General features: G+C 35.0%; 19 protein-coding genes. 10 read left to right on the forward strand and 9 right to left on the reverse strand.

All coding sequences use genetic code 11. The features are described 5' to 3' along the window. Nucleotides 1-360 precede the first annotated feature (360 nt). Together E6139_RS22200 and E6139_RS22205 are read right to left on the reverse strand one after the other, a co-directional pair. Nucleotides 361-2,202 carry an ATP-binding protein gene (locus E6139_RS22200; protein ID WP_316405748.1) on the reverse strand — a complete coding sequence of 614 codons (1,842 nt, stop codon included), beginning with the start codon at nucleotides 2,200-2,202 and terminating at the stop codon, nucleotides 361-363. Further along, entirely contained in the window at nucleotides 2,186-3,607 is a 1,422-nt protein-coding gene (locus E6139_RS22205; protein WP_316405730.1) for an SIR2 family protein, read from the reverse strand. The genes E6139_RS22200 and E6139_RS22205 overlap by 17 nt, the downstream gene beginning before the upstream one ends. Nucleotides 3,608-4,160: 553 nt before the next feature. Between E6139_RS22205 and E6139_RS22210 the strand changes: the two genes are divergently transcribed. From E6139_RS22210 to E6139_RS22225, 4 genes are all read left to right on the forward strand, one after another. Further along, nucleotides 4,161-5,006, forward strand: coding sequence for a sce7726 family protein (locus E6139_RS22210; protein WP_316405731.1), 846 nt, complete (start codon nucleotides 4,161-4,163; stop codon nucleotides 5,004-5,006). A 12-nt stretch (nucleotides 5,007-5,018) separates the two neighbouring features. After that, nucleotides 5,019-5,990, forward strand: a complete 972-nt coding sequence (locus E6139_RS22215) for a sce7725 family protein (protein WP_316405732.1) — start codon at nucleotides 5,019-5,021, stop codon at nucleotides 5,988-5,990. A 274-nt stretch (nucleotides 5,991-6,264) separates the two neighbouring features. Beyond that, on the forward strand, nucleotides 6,265-6,540 hold the full coding sequence (locus tag E6139_RS22220; protein WP_316405733.1) for a CD3324 family protein: 276 nt from the start codon (nucleotides 6,265-6,267) through the stop codon (nucleotides 6,538-6,540). A gap of 167 nt (nucleotides 6,541-6,707) precedes the next feature. Continuing rightward, nucleotides 6,708-6,860 (forward strand): hypothetical protein, encoded by a 153-nt coding sequence (locus E6139_RS22225; protein WP_316405734.1) that lies wholly within the window; start codon nucleotides 6,708-6,710, stop codon nucleotides 6,858-6,860. Nucleotides 6,861-6,932: 72 nt separating this feature from the next. Here the strand turns inward: E6139_RS22225 and E6139_RS22230 are convergent, their stop codons facing one another. From E6139_RS22230 to E6139_RS22255, 6 genes are all read right to left on the reverse strand, one after another. Beyond that, entirely contained in the window at nucleotides 6,933-7,793 is an 861-nt protein-coding gene (locus tag E6139_RS22230; RefSeq protein WP_316405735.1) for a VOC family protein, read from the reverse strand. Between the two features lie 194 nt (nucleotides 7,794-7,987). Then, nucleotides 7,988-8,740 carry a class II aldolase/adducin family protein gene (locus tag E6139_RS22235; protein WP_316405736.1) on the reverse strand — a complete coding sequence of 251 codons (753 nt, stop codon included), beginning with the start codon at nucleotides 8,738-8,740 and terminating at the stop codon, nucleotides 7,988-7,990. A 14-nt stretch (nucleotides 8,741-8,754) separates the two neighbouring features. Then, a complete protein-coding gene (locus E6139_RS22240) occupies nucleotides 8,755-9,018 on the reverse strand; it encodes a hypothetical protein (RefSeq protein ID WP_316405737.1) in 264 nt (87 codons plus the stop codon). A gap of 28 nt (nucleotides 9,019-9,046) precedes the next feature. Then, complete coding sequence (locus tag E6139_RS22245; RefSeq protein WP_316405738.1) at nucleotides 9,047-10,441, reverse strand: PTS galactitol transporter subunit IIC; 1,395 nt, start codon at nucleotides 10,439-10,441, stop codon at nucleotides 9,047-9,049. 25 nt (nucleotides 10,442-10,466) lie between these two features. Continuing rightward, nucleotides 10,467-10,766, reverse strand: a complete 300-nt coding sequence (locus tag E6139_RS22250) for a PTS sugar transporter subunit IIB (protein WP_316405739.1) — start codon at nucleotides 10,764-10,766, stop codon at nucleotides 10,467-10,469. Between the two features lie 22 nt (nucleotides 10,767-10,788). Next, complete coding sequence (locus E6139_RS22255) at nucleotides 10,789-11,247, reverse strand: PTS sugar transporter subunit IIA (protein ID WP_316405740.1); 459 nt, start codon at nucleotides 11,245-11,247, stop codon at nucleotides 10,789-10,791. Nucleotides 11,248-11,495: 248 nt separating this feature from the next. Between E6139_RS22255 and E6139_RS22260 the strand changes: the two genes are divergently transcribed. Then, on the forward strand, nucleotides 11,496-12,254 hold the full coding sequence (locus E6139_RS22260) for a DeoR/GlpR family DNA-binding transcription regulator (protein ID WP_316405741.1): 759 nt from the start codon (nucleotides 11,496-11,498) through the stop codon (nucleotides 12,252-12,254). Further along, nucleotides 12,254-13,204, forward strand: coding sequence for a 1-phosphofructokinase family hexose kinase (locus tag E6139_RS22265; RefSeq protein WP_316405742.1), 951 nt, complete (start codon nucleotides 12,254-12,256; stop codon nucleotides 13,202-13,204). Before E6139_RS22260 ends, E6139_RS22265 begins: the two co-directional genes overlap by 1 nt. 126 nt (nucleotides 13,205-13,330) lie before the next feature. Here E6139_RS22265 and E6139_RS22270 read toward each other — a convergent pair whose 3' ends face one another. Beyond that, nucleotides 13,331-14,317 (reverse strand): LacI family DNA-binding transcriptional regulator, encoded by a 987-nt coding sequence (locus E6139_RS22270; protein ID WP_316405743.1) that lies wholly within the window; start codon nucleotides 14,315-14,317, stop codon nucleotides 13,331-13,333. A gap of 201 nt (nucleotides 14,318-14,518) precedes the next feature. Between E6139_RS22270 and E6139_RS22275 the strand changes: the two genes are divergently transcribed. From E6139_RS22275 to E6139_RS22290, 4 genes are all read left to right on the forward strand, one after another. Next, nucleotides 14,519-14,896 carry an AraC family transcriptional regulator gene (locus E6139_RS22275; protein ID WP_316405744.1) on the forward strand — a complete coding sequence of 126 codons (378 nt, stop codon included), beginning with the start codon at nucleotides 14,519-14,521 and terminating at the stop codon, nucleotides 14,894-14,896. A gap of 29 nt (nucleotides 14,897-14,925) precedes the next feature. After that, entirely contained in the window at nucleotides 14,926-15,417 is a 492-nt protein-coding gene (locus E6139_RS22280; protein ID WP_316405745.1) for a GyrI-like domain-containing protein, read from the forward strand. Nucleotides 15,418-15,550: 133 nt separating this feature from the next. Further along, nucleotides 15,551-16,732, forward strand: coding sequence for a DUF4062 domain-containing protein (locus E6139_RS22285; RefSeq protein WP_316405746.1), 1,182 nt, complete (start codon nucleotides 15,551-15,553; stop codon nucleotides 16,730-16,732). Between the two features lie 185 nt (nucleotides 16,733-16,917). After that, the gene (locus E6139_RS22290; RefSeq protein ID WP_316405747.1) at nucleotides 16,918-17,931 is read left to right on the forward strand and encodes a DUF4238 domain-containing protein; all 1,014 of its coding nucleotides are present in this window, start codon (nucleotides 16,918-16,920) and stop codon (nucleotides 17,929-17,931) included. The last annotated feature ends 200 nt before the right edge of the window (nucleotides 17,932-18,131 follow it).

Raw genomic sequence — 18,131 nt, forward strand, 5'->3', positions numbered from 1 at the left:
AAGTGGCTCTCTTTTCTCCGATTTAACTGGCTCACAAAAACGCGATTTGTCTGGCGCAAAAACAGCGTTTTTGTGGCTCTTTGAGAACGCCGTCTGCATTTCCAAAATCCTTGATATTACAGCATTTTCGCTTATATGCCATACCCTTAAAACAGAGTGGGAATAATATAAAAAGAGCTAGAAATCCTTTTTATAAAGGATTTCTAGCTCTTTTCTATCGAAAACTGCACTTCACTACGCCTTTGATTCTTATGAATAAAATAAAAAGTATGTTGATAAAATGTTCATAAATTTCAAGTGTCCTTTCAATTCCTTTGTTTATACTGAAGTTCAATGAGACGATGGCTTAGTTATTTCACTTTAATCCCAAATATCTGTTAAATGGATAGTATCACTTTTAGGTCTAAGAGTTATGTCATTAATAAAATCTACTGTAATAGTAATTGGCATAGTAATCGCAGTTCCCGAAATAATACAAACGCCTTGAGAAAGAATTGGCAACATAGACTTGGAAATTCTATCCAATGTAGAGATACAATTATCTATAATTTGTAAATCTTTTTCATTAACAAGCTTATGCAAAAAGAAATTATGAACTTGCGAAAGAATAGTAGGAGAAATATCAGCTGGTCTTTGACTTGAAATTGTGAGAAAAAAAGAGAATTTTCTTCCTTCTTTAATGATTTCTTCAAAAAGCTCAAGTCGATAATCTTTCCACCCTTCTTGCTCTCTCACTGACTGACTTGAAAGAATGTTATGCGCTTCATCCACAATTAAATGGAAACTTCTATCATTAATAGTATTCTCCTTTTTATGTTTATCGAAGTACATCTTAGTAATAAGTAAAGATACTATCTTTTTAGCTTCTTGATTAAGTGATTTTAAAGAAACAATCTGCATGAACGGTTGAAACGGTAGTTCCTCAACAAGCTCAATATAGTTTTGAACATTTTTAATTCTTGTTTCAACTCGTTTTAGTAGTGGTTCTATATGTTCTGGAACAGTATTTCCGTATACCATTTCTGAAACAAGTTGGAGATTACATCGCAATTCAAATTCATCAATTAAATTAACATCTGAAGCCTCAATATAATATCTAATGTTATCGATTTTTAATATTCTAGAATTTTCAATACTTAGTGATCCGTTAAAAAATTTATATTCCCTTTCTAAATGAAAGCTGGGCCCATAAGAATGCATTTCTAACCTTTTTAAAGCTTCTAAGCAGTTTTCTAAACCTGGATAAAACTTATCTAAAATATTTAATACTCTATTTAATATATCTCTGTTAGGTTCTCCCGTTACTATTTTTACTATTAACGAAATTATCCAATTAGCTAAAGAATGGCTCCCGCATCCATATCTATTCATATTATTTAACACTCTATGAATAAAAGGTTTCTGCGTTTGTTGAGTAGCTTGAAACAAAATAGATAATATTTCTTCGTTAAAAAAATAATTAACCTGGATCGGGAACCTTTGCTCTCCTTCAGCCGAAGAATTCAATCTATAAATTAGTTTATTCTGCTCGTCATTAACAATTCCAAACGATAACTCTTGGGTATACTCATCGTTAAAGTCCAGAATCAAAAACTTGCTAACTTTTCTCATATTAGGCAGATTATCTAAATCAAAAAGCTCATAATACAACTTATGAAGAGTATTTGACTTACCACTACCTGTATTTCCGAAAATACCAATATGAGAAGCAAAGAAAGAATTAACTGGAAGATTTATTACATTCTGTTCAACCAAACTTTTCCCAATCGGAATCAAATAGTTTTCATTTTCAGCGTAATTGTTTATATATATCAAATTAATATCACTATCACTAGGAATTGAACATGTATTTCCTATCATTGGCAAATAAGACGATCCACTATGAAAGTAATTATTCTTTATATAGCCAATGACTTGCACTTCCAAAATTCTCCTGATGGATTTTTTTGAAAAGCGATTATCAAGATTAATATTCTGTCTGTTTGTATTAGTAATATCCCACATTGATTCAGAATTAATTCTCGCTACTATATTCGTAAATCCTTGTTTAATTAAGATAAAACTATTCACACTAATGTTTTTTACTAACTTCCCGTTTACAATAAAGTTATTGTGATTTGTATTATCATATGTAGCAATTTTATTTGTAAACCCATTTGCTTCAACCACTATTCCAATTTCTAGACTATCCAAAATAATCACCATCTTCATTGACCAGATCAAGAAAATTTTTATCTAAATATTTATTCGAGATTTCTGATTCAAGAATGGTATTCAATGAGTTAAAATCCAAAATACAATACTCATTCTTTTTCTCAGTTTTCACAAAAGAAACAATTTCGTCAAAAACAGTAACGCTCTCAGTACCGTATATAATATTACTTTTTTCCATTTTGATATCATCATATTTTTTCTTATATGATTCTGTATCAATTTCCTCTAAAACGAAATCATTTGGCATCACAAATTGCACATTATTAGGAATAGAATTATCTGTAAAATTAAAATTTGAAATTATCGTATCTCGATTATCATTTGTATAGCAAAAAATGATGACAAGCAAGTTAGGATTATTTAATGATCTTTGCACTATCTCAGTAATATGTTCGTCATAAAAAGAAAAGCCGAAAACAACCAAAGTTGATTGCTCTTTTTCTAATTCATAACTCAACAACCGAAGTAATCCAAAATAGTATTCGTTCACTAAGGTTGATTCAAACTTCTTTTTTGTAGGATATACAATTTGAATTTGCTCCATTTTTTTTGATATCTCTAATAATTCTACTTCAAAACTATCACCTATCAAGTTAATGTCACCTTTTATACTCTCTGGTTCTTCATCATCCAATAATTCTGCTACATCTTCAGCTAGAAGTAGTAAATAGTCCAAATTTTCTTCCTCTTCGGCCAGAAAAGAGTCCATTTCATCAAAAAGAGAGTCTATCATTTGATTTAGTTCGCTTATCTTATCAGTGGTCATTTGAATTTGAATTCTCTTTTTACTATCTTGTAAGGAAGAATATTCTTTCCAATTCACAGACCCATGACACTTTATTAAATTAATTGTAGGCATTTCATTAGAATAGTTATCAAATATCCCTGAATACAACAGAGTTTTGTTAAAATTATCCGTTTGTAAAATACGCTTTATATATCCGTTTGTTCCATCATTGAAATGAACCCTTGGATTATCTTCCAAAATATCGTCAATGGCAGCTTCAATAAAAAGATCATAATTAGTAGTAATAATATTTGCTCTCTTTGGTGATACTCTACTGTTTCTTACTTTAAGATATTCAAGTATGTTATGAATAAATCTTTTATACTGAAATAGAATAGAAAGCATTTGCTTCTCAGTATCACTATCGCTACTTGAAAGTTCATCCTTCAAATATTCCAATAAATACTCATTTTTTGAAATTGATTTATTGTAAAAAATTGACTTAATTAATCTTTTACCGTTCTCATTTATACCATCATAAGTAAGGACATTTTCCAAATTTCCCAAAGATGAAAAAAATGGTGCTGATGCCCCAGCACCTAGTAAAAAAGTAATGTTTTTTTCTGTAAGAACTGTATTCAATAATTCTTTTACTTTCTGGTTCATAACAGCCTCCACTAATTTATTGTATCTATTATCTAATAATATTGAAGAATACACAATGTAGTATCTGCTATTGACTAAAAACAAAGACACGATGAACAATCTCATCATGTTCAATAAAGAAATTAAAAAAACGACCACTTTCGAGCAAGTAAGAACTTTCACTTAGAGATGCTTAAAAACATTGTGACTGTCTCCACTCGAGAAGCCCTTTGGCGAAATCTTAAAATATCCAAGAGAAAACACAAATGATAGAACCTGCACCTGTCGAAATTCAAAATCTTTGGTGGATTACTTTATTCTCAATTGTTCCAACATCGATTCTCTAATAATATACATATTTTAACAGTGTACCTGTATTTGCCCCATCGAAACTGAGGCATCTTTTCACAGGTCTTGAAAAGATAATGGTACCTTTAAAAAATCAAAATTATTCGAATAGAGCAACAAAACGAACCAAAACTGAAGAAATCAAGTATTATTTTTGTTATACTTAATGATATTGATTTGCCAACAGCCAGTATAGTAATTTATTAAATCTTTTGGAGTGAGCATTTTGCGTGATCTAGACTATTCATTATTAACAAGAGTTTTTAGCAGAAAAATATTAAACGACTTTACAAACACTTCTTTAAAAAGCAGCAGTGTTTTTGAAGAGGCTAGAAAAACTTTTATTCCCTCATATGATGGTACTGATTCAGTTGCAAATGACTTTGAAAAGTTATACTCTGTTCTTCACAAAAATTATAGAAATGAATACTATTATAAAAATACTTTGCTGAATAAACTTCTCCTTGGAGTTCATAGTGTTAACACCACTACAGCATTAACCGAGCTACCTATTGGTGAAGCAAAAGCAGACTTTGTTCTAATCAATGGTAAAGCAGTTGTTTATGAAATAAAAACAGAGTTAGATAATTTCGAGAGATTAGAAAATCAAATTATCAATTACTATAAAGCCTTTGATCATGTAACAGTTATCACAAGTGAGTCTCAATTTGAAAAAGTATCTGACATATATGCAAATTCTTCAGTTGGAGTATCTTTACTAACTAAACGAGGAAATATTCGATCTATTGTTCCTCCTGTAAGGCAAGATAATTTTATTGATTTAGGGGTAATATTCGCCATCCTCAGAAAAAGAGAATACGAAGACATTATCATGAATTATTATGGATTCCTACCAAGTGTGTCTCAATTTGAATACTATAACGCTTGTAAGTCTCTTTTTTTAGATATCAAACAAGACGTCGCATACAATTACTTTATGCAGAAATTAAAAGAGCGTCATAAAGTAAATAGCTCCATTTTTTTCGATTTACCGAAATCATTAAAATCTTTGGCGTATTTTAGTGATCTCACTGATCACCAATTACTTCGTTTGAAAAAAAATATTTTATAGGGAGATGAAGAGATGTACTATCCATTTCTAAGAGGAAAGCAAGAAGAACTACTAGCATTAAAAGAATTATTAGTGTCTCGAAAGTTGTCGGAAAAGGTTACTCCTGTGGTCGAATTAGTTAAACTTTCTTCTACATTAGTTGGGACTCTAAATGAATTCATAGAAGCTGGAAGAGATATCTATCTGGTTATGAATCCTATTGTCGGAGAATTTGAAGACAATATGAGCGAAGTGCTATCGGGTAATGAAGATGATGACGTAGCTCGAAGAATACAACGTTTAAATGTAAATCAAGAAAGATTCACCAATTTATTCGATTCGGAATTTGTAAAAGTTGCTCTATACTATTGCAATGATCTTATTGGTTACCTTAACGATCCACGTTTTGAACAAAAAAATGAAATCGCTATCTTACTAAAAGATACTGACGATAATGAAAACTTCGCACAAAGTCAATTTTCTGACAATACTAGAATTAAATTATGCTTCACACCTGAAATCGAAGACGTTATGAATTTTGAAGGAAAAGCAGTTCTTTGGAGAAATCGATTTAATAAAAGAAATAGAAACTCGGATTATCCTGATGATGAATTTTTCTCAAAAGATCACGTGATATATTCTAAATATGGATGTGTTGGTTTTTCTGACTATAGCATAGTAGGTGACGAATATTTAGAAAACGGTTTCAGCCCGTATGCTATAGCTATTCATATAATTTATGAAGAAAATGAAAAAAAACACTTTAGAATACGTCATTTTGTATCTGATACAAACAAAAGTCCTAAAAATCCAGCATTAAAATATAAGGAAGCTGCTGCAAAATTAGTTAAGTGGTGCGAACCGAATTTGAAGTTAAAAACTTTAGGCTATTCAAAACTTAAAAATAATTACGAGACAGAAAATTATCCTGGTCTGGGTAGCGTAAAACGATTTTCAATAATGCATCATTTGGAAACTACTGGTGAAGTTCTTAAATATAATTAATTAACCTATTACCTCTTCAAAGGATACCTTTTAAAAACGAAGAGGTTTTTTCGCTATCTCTAAAACTGCATTGTTTTTGGCTTAGCTAATGGACTCAAAAGAATGGAAGCCGAGTCCTATTGAACCTGATTGCTACACGTACTATAATCAAACTAGTACCAGAAAGGAGCATTACAATGGGAGTAATTATTATTAAAGCCTAGCAAAAGCTTGGCAGGAATGCTTGAAGAGCTTTTGCTGAATCCTAAATTCTACTTTATTAGGAGGGTAAAAGATGGCTTATCAAAACGCATTCGAACTTCTACCAGAGGAAATCGTAAAAGAGATCCAAAAATATGTTAATGGTACAATCCTTTATATCCCCAAGAGGCCAACGGAACGTTTGCCTTGGGGCAGCAAGACTGCTAGTAAAGAGACGCTTAGACGAAGAAATCAACAAATCTATCAGGAATATCAGATGGGAAAGAGTACTCGTGAGCTCGCTGGCAGCTATTATTTGGATATCAAAAGTATCCAACGGATCATTCGCACGATGAGAAAACAATGTTAAGAAAGAGCTTATTCGGGCTCTTTCTTTTTTTATACAAAAGGATGCTCCTCCGCTTGCGAGTCTCTCCTTTATACTAAAGATAGTACGAATGAAAGGATTTGGTTCACATGCGGATGAAATTAATTGCTGGCTGCTAACTGCGATTTTTGCTGAAAGGGGGAGCAACTATGACAAAGCCAAAGGTTAAGCTGGAGGAGCTTCTTCATGAGAAGAAAAAGAGAGCCTTCGAACATTCACAACAACAATCAAAAAGCAAAGTAACGGGTAAACAAAGTGTCCGTCATGTCCAAAACAGACGTGGCCGACCGTTATCGAAATAAGAATAATAAAAATAGCAAGTTGGACACTGATTTTTCAGTATCTAGCTTGCTATTTCTGCTTTCACTCTTGTTCTATTTTTCAAACTTTATCGTAATTCCATTTGGATCAACCACTGTCAAACTGCCGCTCTCATCTTTGGTGTAATCAATCCGATTTTTCCAATGCTTTTCTAACCGATCCAACTCGGCTTGGTCGGGTACTAGGAAACTGAAATAGTCCAAGCCCAAGTCGTTTTCGGTCATGGCCGGAATATTTTTTCCTAACCAGATATTGGACCCGATATGATGATGGTAATCGCCCGTAGCGAAAAATTTGGCTTGATTGCCGAAATTATTTTTTAAGGATAATCCTAAAACTTCGGTAAAATAGTTTTCCGTTTGCATCAAATCCGCTACCTTTAGGTGAACGTGACCGACAATCGTTTCTTTCGGAAATCCGTCCCACGTGCCATCACTAGCAGCGAGGACACCTTCTGCATCCATCTCAAGCGTCACACCAACAATCTCACCATCTGCACGAATATCCCATTCACTTTGCGGCTTGTCGCGATACACTTCGATCCCATTACCTTCTGGATCATTTAAATAAAGGGCTTCACTATAACCGTGATCACTCGCACCGATCACTGGCGCCTTTACTGTTAAATAATGACGCAGAGCATTCCCTAAATCTTTTCGAGTAGGCAATAAAAAGGCTACATGATACAAACCGGTTTTAGGTGTTACAGGCACAGGGTTTTGTACCTTCTGTAATTCAAGTAATACCGCATTATCAACGCCTAGCGTGCTTTGGGTTGCGTTTTGTTCTAAGACCTGTAAACCAATTATTTCTTGGTAAAAGCGGGTCATTTTTTCTAAATTGGCTACCTTCAAAGCCACTCGTCCAATGTGCGCGGTGGCGCTTAATTGAAATGTGGGAATAATTACTGTCATGGGAAAAACCTCCTTTTCGAATCAACGAATCTTTATGATTAATCCCACCTTATCACCTTACTATTTGTAAGTAAAATTACGTGCTCAGTTTTCGCTCAGATAAATCAAAAGAAGGATCGAAAAAACTCCCGCAACATCAATGAGTACGATGATGTTGCGGGAGTTTTCTACTATTCTTTTTGTTGAGATACGACTTAGTCGCCACCTGCAGCAATTTTTGCCTTATTATAAATGGGATATTTGGCTTTTAAATCATCCAAGTTGGCAATGTCTTCGCCTTTTGAATGGAAATTATCTGTGATTCCTAACGCTTGGAAAATGGCTTGTTTATAGGCAATTTCCGCATTCCACTCGACAGTGTCTAAAATGGATAACGCTTTGTGCATCGCCATCATCCCAGTATCACCTGTTGCATTGATTAACACACCGTGGCTGTCCAAGAGCAGCATATGAGGTACCGGCAAATGATTTTCTCTTATATAGGTACTGGTAATCTCAGCCAGATCTTCAGAACAATTCGGTGCAAACTTCATTACAGGAACGGGACCGACTTTTTGTGTGGCTTCCGTTAAATTCGGCATTGGCAGTCCACTTGTAGCCCAGAACATAGCATTAGGCGCATGGGAATGCAACACGGCTTTGATCTCTGGATTCGTATTATAGACTGCTTGGTGCATATTGATCTCTCGTGTCAGACTGCCCACTCCGCTGACTACTTCTCTTGTTACAGGGTCAACTACTAAAATTTGAGCCGCTGACAAATCACCTAAATACGCCTCCGACATCATGGTTGGTGTCATAATGATGAAATCCTTACCATCTTCATCCGTAGCTAGGAAAGAAAAATTTCCTCCCGCTACATTCGTATTTTTTCTAGCAAAAATCAATTGAACTATTTTCGCCAGATCTTCTCTTTCTCTTTCAAATAGCATACGTCCATCAGACATGTAGCATTCCTCCATTACTTTCTTCTAAATAGATTTCCAGAATTCAACGCTTCTTTGGCCGCTTCTCGAACAACCATGGATTCTTTAAGTTTCATTTTTCGTTTTTCATCGTATTCTTTAAACAAAATCGGGTTTCCATATTTATAGATATAGACTGCTAACCCAATGACAATCACATTCAGAAATAGTTGTTGCGTCGCCATAGCCGTAAGGAAAAGAATGACCGCTATAAACAGCAACAAATACCATTTCACTTTACCTTTTTCACTTTGCTTCATAACCATTCTCTCCTTACTTAATGACTCTTTATTCCGCCGTTGCACTTACATTCAATTTTTCTTCTTTTTTCTTTTCTTCATATCGTTTGCTAGGGACTTCTACTTTATTCATGTATTTATACAATAGAACAAACAACCCGATAAAGATGAGGACTCCAGCAATTGCGATCGGATTCTTGTTAAAGGCTTCTGCAAAGAAAATCCGAAATTCAGGACCTTCGATAGAAGACCAGGTAATTGATTGTCCTGATTTAAAGCCTTCGACTGCACCTGTAGATTCCGCTAAGCCTGATAAAATTGGTGCTAGATAAGTAGCAGCATACAGATAAATCGGTAATGAAATGACACCTAAAACCAACATTCTTGCTAAGTTACCACCAGTTAACAACAACCCGCCGACTGCAATCGCGTAATTGATAATCCCCGCTAATGGCAATACTTCATTGCCAGGAAGGATGATTGCGTACCCGATAAATACAGGAACTAGTAAAATAGCGGTGACCCAAATTTCAGAACGTCCCGCCAAAATTGGCCAATCCAGTCCAATATAAACTTCACGATCCTTGAAGCGACGTTTCATAAATTCTGACATTGCATCTGCCAAAGGAGATAACGATTGCATGAACATTTTAGAAATCATTGGGAACAACGCCATTGCTGCAGCTACTTGAATCGCCAAATTCAATGAACCAGAAACACCATAGGCTGCCGCTAATCCTAAGCCCAATCCAATGATGAAGCCCATTACCGAGTTTTCAGAGAAAATACCTAATTTTGATTTCAACGCATTGGTATCTGAACGCTTATTAAAGAATGGAATTTTGTCCATCAACATATTGAACGGTAGTAATAAGACTGCTGATGACGTCATAAAGTGTGTGACCGTCACCAAAGGAATGCCTGTCAAATCTTGAATATGTCGTTGGAACATGTCGCCTAATTTCAATTCTAAAACAACTTGTACAATGGCTGTGATAAATCCAGCGACTAGGCTTCCTGAAACGTAGTACACAAGATAGGCGGTCAAGGCTTTTCCCCAAACATTCCACATATCTACATTTAATGTTTTTGTCCAATTCAAGATCAGTAGTAAGAAGTTCACACCGATCGTTACCGCAAAGAACACAAACGCATAAGACCATGACCAAGTAATACTGGCTGCTCCGGTCCATCCTAAATCTAGTGCCGGCAAGCTTATGCCAGTATTTTTCGCAAGCGCCTCAGATGCAGGACTTACAGCATTTGACATGAAGCCGATGACCATCGACATCCCAGTAAACGCGATTCCTAGTGTAATCGCAGACATAAACGCCTTTTTAAGCTTCATCCCCGCAAGCAATCCCAACACGAGAATAATTAGTGGGACAAAAATTGCTGATCCTAAACCCAATATATAATTAATGATGTCCTGAAATATTTGCATATCATTTTTACCCCCATTTCTTTTTCTATTTAACTAAAGTCAAAATTTCACTATAGATCTCATCTGCACCCATACCTGTTAAAAATGGAATACCTGGGAAAACTTTTACACCAAGTTCATCGGCTTTAGCCAAAACATCTTCATCTGGTTGCGCGATATAAACATAAATACCGGCAGAAGGAAGTTCATTTTGAATGGATTTGTAATCTACCGCTTCCACTGGGTAATCCACGCCATCCTCCTCAAATTTACTTGCGATTTTACTTGCGATCGTTTGACTAGTTGCTACGCCACTTCCGCATGCTACGATTAATTTTCTTTTCATTTCTATTTCCTCCTATATATAATTAAATATTTTCGACAAATAATTGATAAACGGATTGCGGGCAATCGGCATTTTGATAAGCCCCCACAAATGTTTCATCCATAAATAAGTTCATAAAGGCCTGCAATAACCCGACCTGATTTTTCCCATCACTAATCCCTAAGAAAAATAAGTCCCTAACTTCCATTTCCTGACTGTCTCCCATTTGACGACAACCTACAGCATTTTTTAAGCGACAAACGAATACGAATGGCTTCTCTACATATTCTGGATCAGAATGCGGCAAGGCAATATTAAGGTGCTGAGTGATCAAGCCAGTTGGAAATTTTTTCTCTCGATCCGTTATCCCTTGAATATACCCGTCATTTACCATACCTTGTTCTTTCAGTTTTGCAGAAACAATTTTAAATGCTTCTTCTTCTGATGACGCTTCTACTTCCAAATCAATTAGATTTGGATCAAACATTTCCTTATACTCCATTCAGAGCCTCCTTCGATGTGACTTTTTGAAACAAAATGTTAAATTTTTGAAACATAATGTTTTACTTTGTTTGTGATTACATCATAATATTAAATCTTTTGCTTGTCAACGCTTTCTTAAAACAAAGTTGAACATCTTCTTTTACATTTATCTCTTGTAAAACACAAGAATAGTCTATATAATGAGGTGGAACATTCATGTTGAACAAACTTTAACATCTTAAAACAAAAACAGGAGGTATTTGTTCTATGTTGAAACAAGAACGACAACAGAAGCTCTTAGACCTGATTCAACTTCATACGTATCTTTCGATTGTTGAAATCGCTTCCCGTTTAGAAGTTTCAGAAATGACTATTCGCAGAGATATCACCGAGTTGGCAAAACAAAGAAAACTAACCAAGCTCTATGGTGGTGCACAAAAACTAGATATTCTTGAAAAAGAATTGTCTACTGATGAAAAAATCGATACGAATGTCACACAGAAAAAATATATCGGGAAAATCATCAATAGTATGATTCATGACAATGCGATCATTTTTCTAGGTGCGGGAACCACCATTTTTTATGCATTACCGGAAATTCAACGAAAAAATCTATTTGTCATTACAAACAGTCTCATTGCTTTCACCTATTTAAAAGAAAACACGGATTATCGTATTTTATTGACCGGCGGTGAATTCTCACATACTACGGAAGAATTTGTTGGTGAAGTCGCGGTACGATCGTTTGACAACTTAAACATTGATATTGCTTTTGCGGCCACGAATGGGATTTTCGATGACAATGTCACCACCGCTCAATTCGACGAAGGGGCAGTCCAAAATGCTGCTTTTGCCAAAGCAAAAAAAACATGTATTGTTGCGGATAGTTCAAAACTGGGCCTTTCCGATGTCTATACCTTTACCCGCTTAAGCGACCACGACTATTTGGTCACAGACAATGAAATTTCTGATGAATTGGTTGAACATTACAGTCAATACACAACAATACTTAGGGAGGAATTGTAATGATTGTCACTATAACAATGAATCCATCGATGGATTTCGCTTACTTCATTGACCATTTCAAAGTAGGGAGCATGAATCGCTTCAAAACACCTACAAAATCAGTTGGCGGAAAAGGCGTAAATGCCGGACGAACAGCTGCTCTATCCGGTTCAAAAGTGCTGCTGACAGGCTTCTTAGGTGGTGATTTCGGCTCTTTAGTAAATAAATATCTAAATCAGGAAAACCTTTTTGAGCTAGATATGTTACCTGCTAACGGTGAAACTCGCAATGCCATTACTGTGATGCACGATAACAATACGCATACTGAAATTGTTGAGGCCGGTCCAAAAATTTCTGATGAAGAGGCGTTTCATTTATTACGAAACGTCGCGAAAAAGAATAAGCAAGAACCAGTGAACCTCATTTGTATCTCTGGTTCGATCAATTCTGATAATCCACGAATTTATCTAGAAATGCTTACGTATATCAGAGAAACTATTGATCAAACGATTCCTGTTTTCATGGATGTATCCGGCGCTCAATTAGAAGCACTGTTAAAAAGCAAAACCTACAAGCCCAACTTTATTAAGCCGAATGTTCACGAATTAAGTGAGATTTTAAACAAAAACATTTCAACAAAAGAACAAGCTCGGCAAGAATTGAATCACCCTTATTTCGAGGGGATCGAGTACATCATGATTTCCTGCGGCAGCGAAGGCGCTTTATGTAAAGTCAAAGATGATTTCTACGATATTAAAATTCCAACGATTGACATCACCAACACCACTGGATCTGGCGATGCATCCGTCGGCGGGTTCGCACATGCAATTGAACAAAACTTCAAATTAGAAGATGCGCTAAAATATTCGATGGCATGCGGAATGTCCAACGCTCAACACGGTGAGGTCGGAGTAATCGATATTCAAGATGTAAACAAGTTTGTACAAGCAATCCAGGTTCAAAAAATCTGATCGTCAACTTTAACTAGTAAGAGAAATTATGGGTCACTTGATTTCGACCCATGATTTCTACTTTCAACACAGCGTAATCGGTTACGTAACAGCTAAAAAGCGGATGAAAACGATCATCCTCCTCTTTTAAATAGACGTTTCTCGTATGACAATTTCTGGTGTGACTTCATATTTTTGAGGCGCTTTCCCATGGACGCTCACACTTTCCAATTCATTAATGATTAAGTCGCCAGATTTGCGTTTAAATTGATTGATCGTACTTAATCGGGGAACAGAATACTTTCCAAAATTGATATTGTCATAGCCAATTAGTTTAATATCTGTTGGAATGCGTATCCCCATATCCTCACAAGCTCTAATGACCCCGATCGCCATCGCATCATTTGAACTGACGATACCATCAATCGTCAGCCCTTGGGATAAATAGTCCAAGCAGGCCTGATAGCCACTTTCTATATCAAATTCACCGGACAATTTTACAATATGACTTGCATCAAGCTCACTAATCGCTTTTAAGTAGCCTTGATATCTGTCCTGAGAACTTTTCTCCGACTCTGGACCAGATAAAAACGCCAATTTTTTACATTTTCCCGCTTCAATCAAATGTTTCGTAGCTAAATAGCTGCCGTTAACATGATCGACCGCTAACGCTGAATAAGGATGTGAAAATTGGGCCCTATCAATCGTAATCGTGGCTATTCCTCTACTTTCAAGCTTTTCCAAGTCCTCTTCTGTCACAAACAGCGAATTGATAATTGCACCCATCACATAATTATCCGCCATAGACTCTAAATAGTATTCAACCTTTTCTCGGTTGTCTTCACTATTACAAAGATAAATTTGATAACCCTTCTTATTCGCTGAAATCTGAATCGCTTTCACTAATTCGCTAAAAAAAGGATTATCTAGATTCGGAACTAATAACGCAATTAAATTGGATTTTCTTTTTGATAGGCTTTTGGCCACACTACTCGGTCGAAAGTTTAGTTCTTCGACGATTTGCATGACTTTTTTTATCGTTTCCGGACTAGCTTCTCCTTTGCCATTAATGATTCTGGAAACAGTCGCTGTGGATACCCCAGCTAACTTAGCCACATCTTTTATAACTGCCATAAATCCTATTAACTCCTTTACGTAATCGGTTACGTACAAATATACAAACTTTAACAATACTTGTCAACAGCACATCAATTTTTTGCATGCGTCTATCTTGGTAATTGTGTATCTCCGAAAACTATCAGGGCTCAGTGTCAAACTGAAGAAAAATTGAGTTAAAATAGATTGTAGCAACGGAATTAAAAGGAGGTTGAGGCTGTGGAAGATTCAACAGAACAAAGCTATAGACGGTTAATCAATAAAACAGAAGATTACATTGAACAGCATCTCGCAGAGCCAATCTCGTTAAGTGATCTAGCTGAAAATGCACACTTTTCAGAGTTTCATTTCCACCGAATCTTTAAAAAATATTCGTCCGAGACACTGAAAGAATTCGTGACCCGATTCAAGTTGGAACGCGCAGCCATTTTTCTACGTGTGTCCTCTTCGATTTCATTAACCGACATTGCTTTAAGCTACGGCTACAATGATGCAAGCTCCTTCAGCAGAGCCTTCAAAAAGCATTTCGGAGTCAGCCCTTCAACGTATCGGAAACAGCAAGAAATGACAAGAGTTTCAAATAGAAACATGGAATAATGGAGTTATTCCAAAAGGGGGGCACAAAAATGATCGAACCTAAAAGCATCACAACAGAAAAGCTGGAAGACTTGAAAATCATCTATATCCGTTTCAGAGGAAGCTACGCAGCATTTAGAAAGCAGAGCCGAAAGCTGTTCAACGAACTATTTGAATTCGCGACAAAGAATGATCTCATCGTCGATAATGAGACCAAAGTATTGACTATTTACGATGACAACCCATTTATTACCGATGATAAGAATTTACGCACCAGTGTCGCCATGACGATTCCGAAAGATCGAAACGTCCAAGAAACCGGCAATATCTGCTTGTCTAGTATTTCAGGAAAATTTGGTGTTGGACATTTTGAACTATCTGCAAAAGAGTATGGCGATGCCTGGAATTATATGTATCAAGAATGGCTGTTCAAAGACGATCAAAAAGCCCGCGATGCAGTACCGTTTGAATTGTATGTTACTGATCCGCCTAAGAATTTCAAGGATAAGAGTCTTACCGACATTTATATACCAATCAATTGAGAAGAATTGAGAACTAGAAAAAGTGGGATGCAATTATAAATTGCATCCCACTTTTTTCGTCCTTATCATTATGACAATTATTAGATATAATTGAATTGATTAAAACGAGTTCTTAAGGGGGAAATAAAGATTTATGACAGACAGTTATGGAAAGAAACCGACTATTTTTATTAGTTCAACTTGTTACGATTTGAAACAAATAAGAACTGATATTAAAAGAACTTTGGAAGATGAAATGGGTTTTGAAACACTTTTATCAGAATACGATTCTTTTCCTCTAGACCCATCTTTAGGGACCGTAGATACTTGCTTAAGAGCTGTTGAACAACGAGCGGATATTTTTGTTTTAGTTATCGGTGGAAAATATGGATACAAAACTGATAATGGAAAGTCCGTAACAAATCTGGAATACCTTCAAGCCAAAGGAAAAGGAATTCCTATTTATACTTTCGTCAATAAATCTATTATAAACGCACTACCTTTATGGAAAGCAAATCCTGACGGAGATTTTTCCTCTTTAGTTGATACAAATGACCTTTTTCATTTTGTTGATGAATTGAGAAATAAAGACAATATTTGGGTATATGAATATGAATTTGCTCAAGAAATATGTAATAAAATAAAAAATCAGTTTGCTTATCTGTTCAACGATTCTTTGAAAATTAGAAATAAGTTTGCTCAATCTAAACTTTCGCCACGAATTTTAGATCAAAGTCCAGAAGCCATTAAACTTGTCTTAGAGAAAAATACTGCTTGGGAATTAAAATTCTTCTTTCAAGTATTTTGGGATCAATTGAATTTATTGGAGGACTATAAAAAGGATTTAGAGTACAAAGTATTTTTGAATCCAGGTAATTCTCTAAGTGAACCTTTAGAAATTATAAGTTGGCTGACCTATAAAAATACTGTACTACTACAAAACGTAGAATCAATGACTTCACTTATTAATATTGCGTTCCCTTTGGCTCTTGGCGAACCCGGAAAAACCTCTGATTTAGATTTCTTAACATATATAGCGGTACGTTTGGCAAAATTGTATCAAAAGGTACTAGAGTGGGAAATTGATTTACAATCAAAAGATGTACCCGAAGAAGCCGTTACTATGGTGCGAAGCTTATCATCAGCAAGCCAAATCGTTTTAGACAGCATTGAAAAATTGTCTTCTGACTCAAAAGAAAAACTAGCAAAAGTTCCAGCGATTATTCCAGAAGGAGAAAAATATATACTTGATTTAAGCTTGACATTTGATTCGCCTGATTTATCTGAATTTAATACAGAATTTGAGGCATTCACCAATGATGTATTATATCAATAAACCATTTCGACACACTGCTCAAATTACGGAGGCTATGTTAAGATACTCGCGATCAAGTATCTTAGCATAGCCTCTACTATTTCATCAAAAAATTGAGGTCGCATTTATTTTAAGCCAAGCATAAACTTAAACTCGTTTAATGCTCTGTACATATTTATACTGGTAAATGAATGGAGGGAATTAAAATGAAGATCAATAACCACTATGTTCCTAAAACCTATCTTAAGCAATGGGCAAAAGGTACTAAAATTTATGAATATGCTTTGCTTGTCTCTCATGAGAGAGTTCCAAAGTGGAAAGAGGCTTCTATATCAAGAACTTCAAGTGTCAATTCCTTATATATATATTATGATAAAGGTGAAATGAACGATGAGATGGAGGATTACTTTTCTGAGGAATTTGAAATGAAATATACATCCTTCATCAATAAGGTAAACACATATTTACCCTTTGATGAAAATGATAATGAGTACGTTGCTAAGCTTATTGCCAGCCAATATTTACGTACATTAAGCGGTTTTCATCGTATCCAAAAATTCATTGTAGAATCTTTTCCTAGTACTATTGAAGAGATAATAACTGATATGGAAAAAGAAAATCACGAAACTGAAATTTTTACAGTAAAAAATGAAAGCAAACAAAACAGCCTTATTCCATTAAATCTTGATTTTTATGATATAAGTCAAGAAAAAGCAGCGTTAAAAGTTGAAACTTATGCCGGAAAATCTTTATGGATATTCGCTATGAAACACATGCTTAGTTCCACTTATAAAGTTTTAAACGAAATCTCTTGGTGTGTTTATGATGCTCCTACAAACTTTTCATGGGTTACAACTGATGATCCTGTAATTTTCCTAAACTATTACGGAAATGAAGGCTACGATTTTAATGGGGGCTGGGGAAGAAAAAACACAAACATCATATTTCCTCTATCTCCAAAAAAATTACTTTTTGCACAGATTGGTCAAGTACCAAAAGCATCTTATAAGACGGCTACTTATTCATTTGCAAACACCATACAAAAATATATCGTTGAACACGCCTTTTCGAAAATTTATTCTGAAGATAAGAATAATAGAATCACTAAAATAAGAAAACGAACTGCTGATAAAAAAAAATTTAATGAATTCTATGATTCAGTCAAGAGATTTCATGAAAGTTATATTGAGAATGAAGTGCCTTACTTAAGTAAGAACTAATCCATAAATTTAGATTTTCTACTGGCTATAAGATGCTTTGAGATATTCTATTATTCATAAAAAGATTCTTTTTAACATCTAAATTTAGTATTATTTGTTTTCCTGAATAATTCATACAATCACTTTCAATAACGAACAGCACCAAAAAGAAAGATTTTCAGATCGTATCGTTCAATTTCTACTGAAAAACAGGAAAATTG

The sequence above is a fragment of the Enterococcus sp. genome (genome assembly GCF_032555305.1).
Lineage (GTDB): Bacteria > Bacillota > Bacilli > Lactobacillales > Enterococcaceae > Enterococcus_A.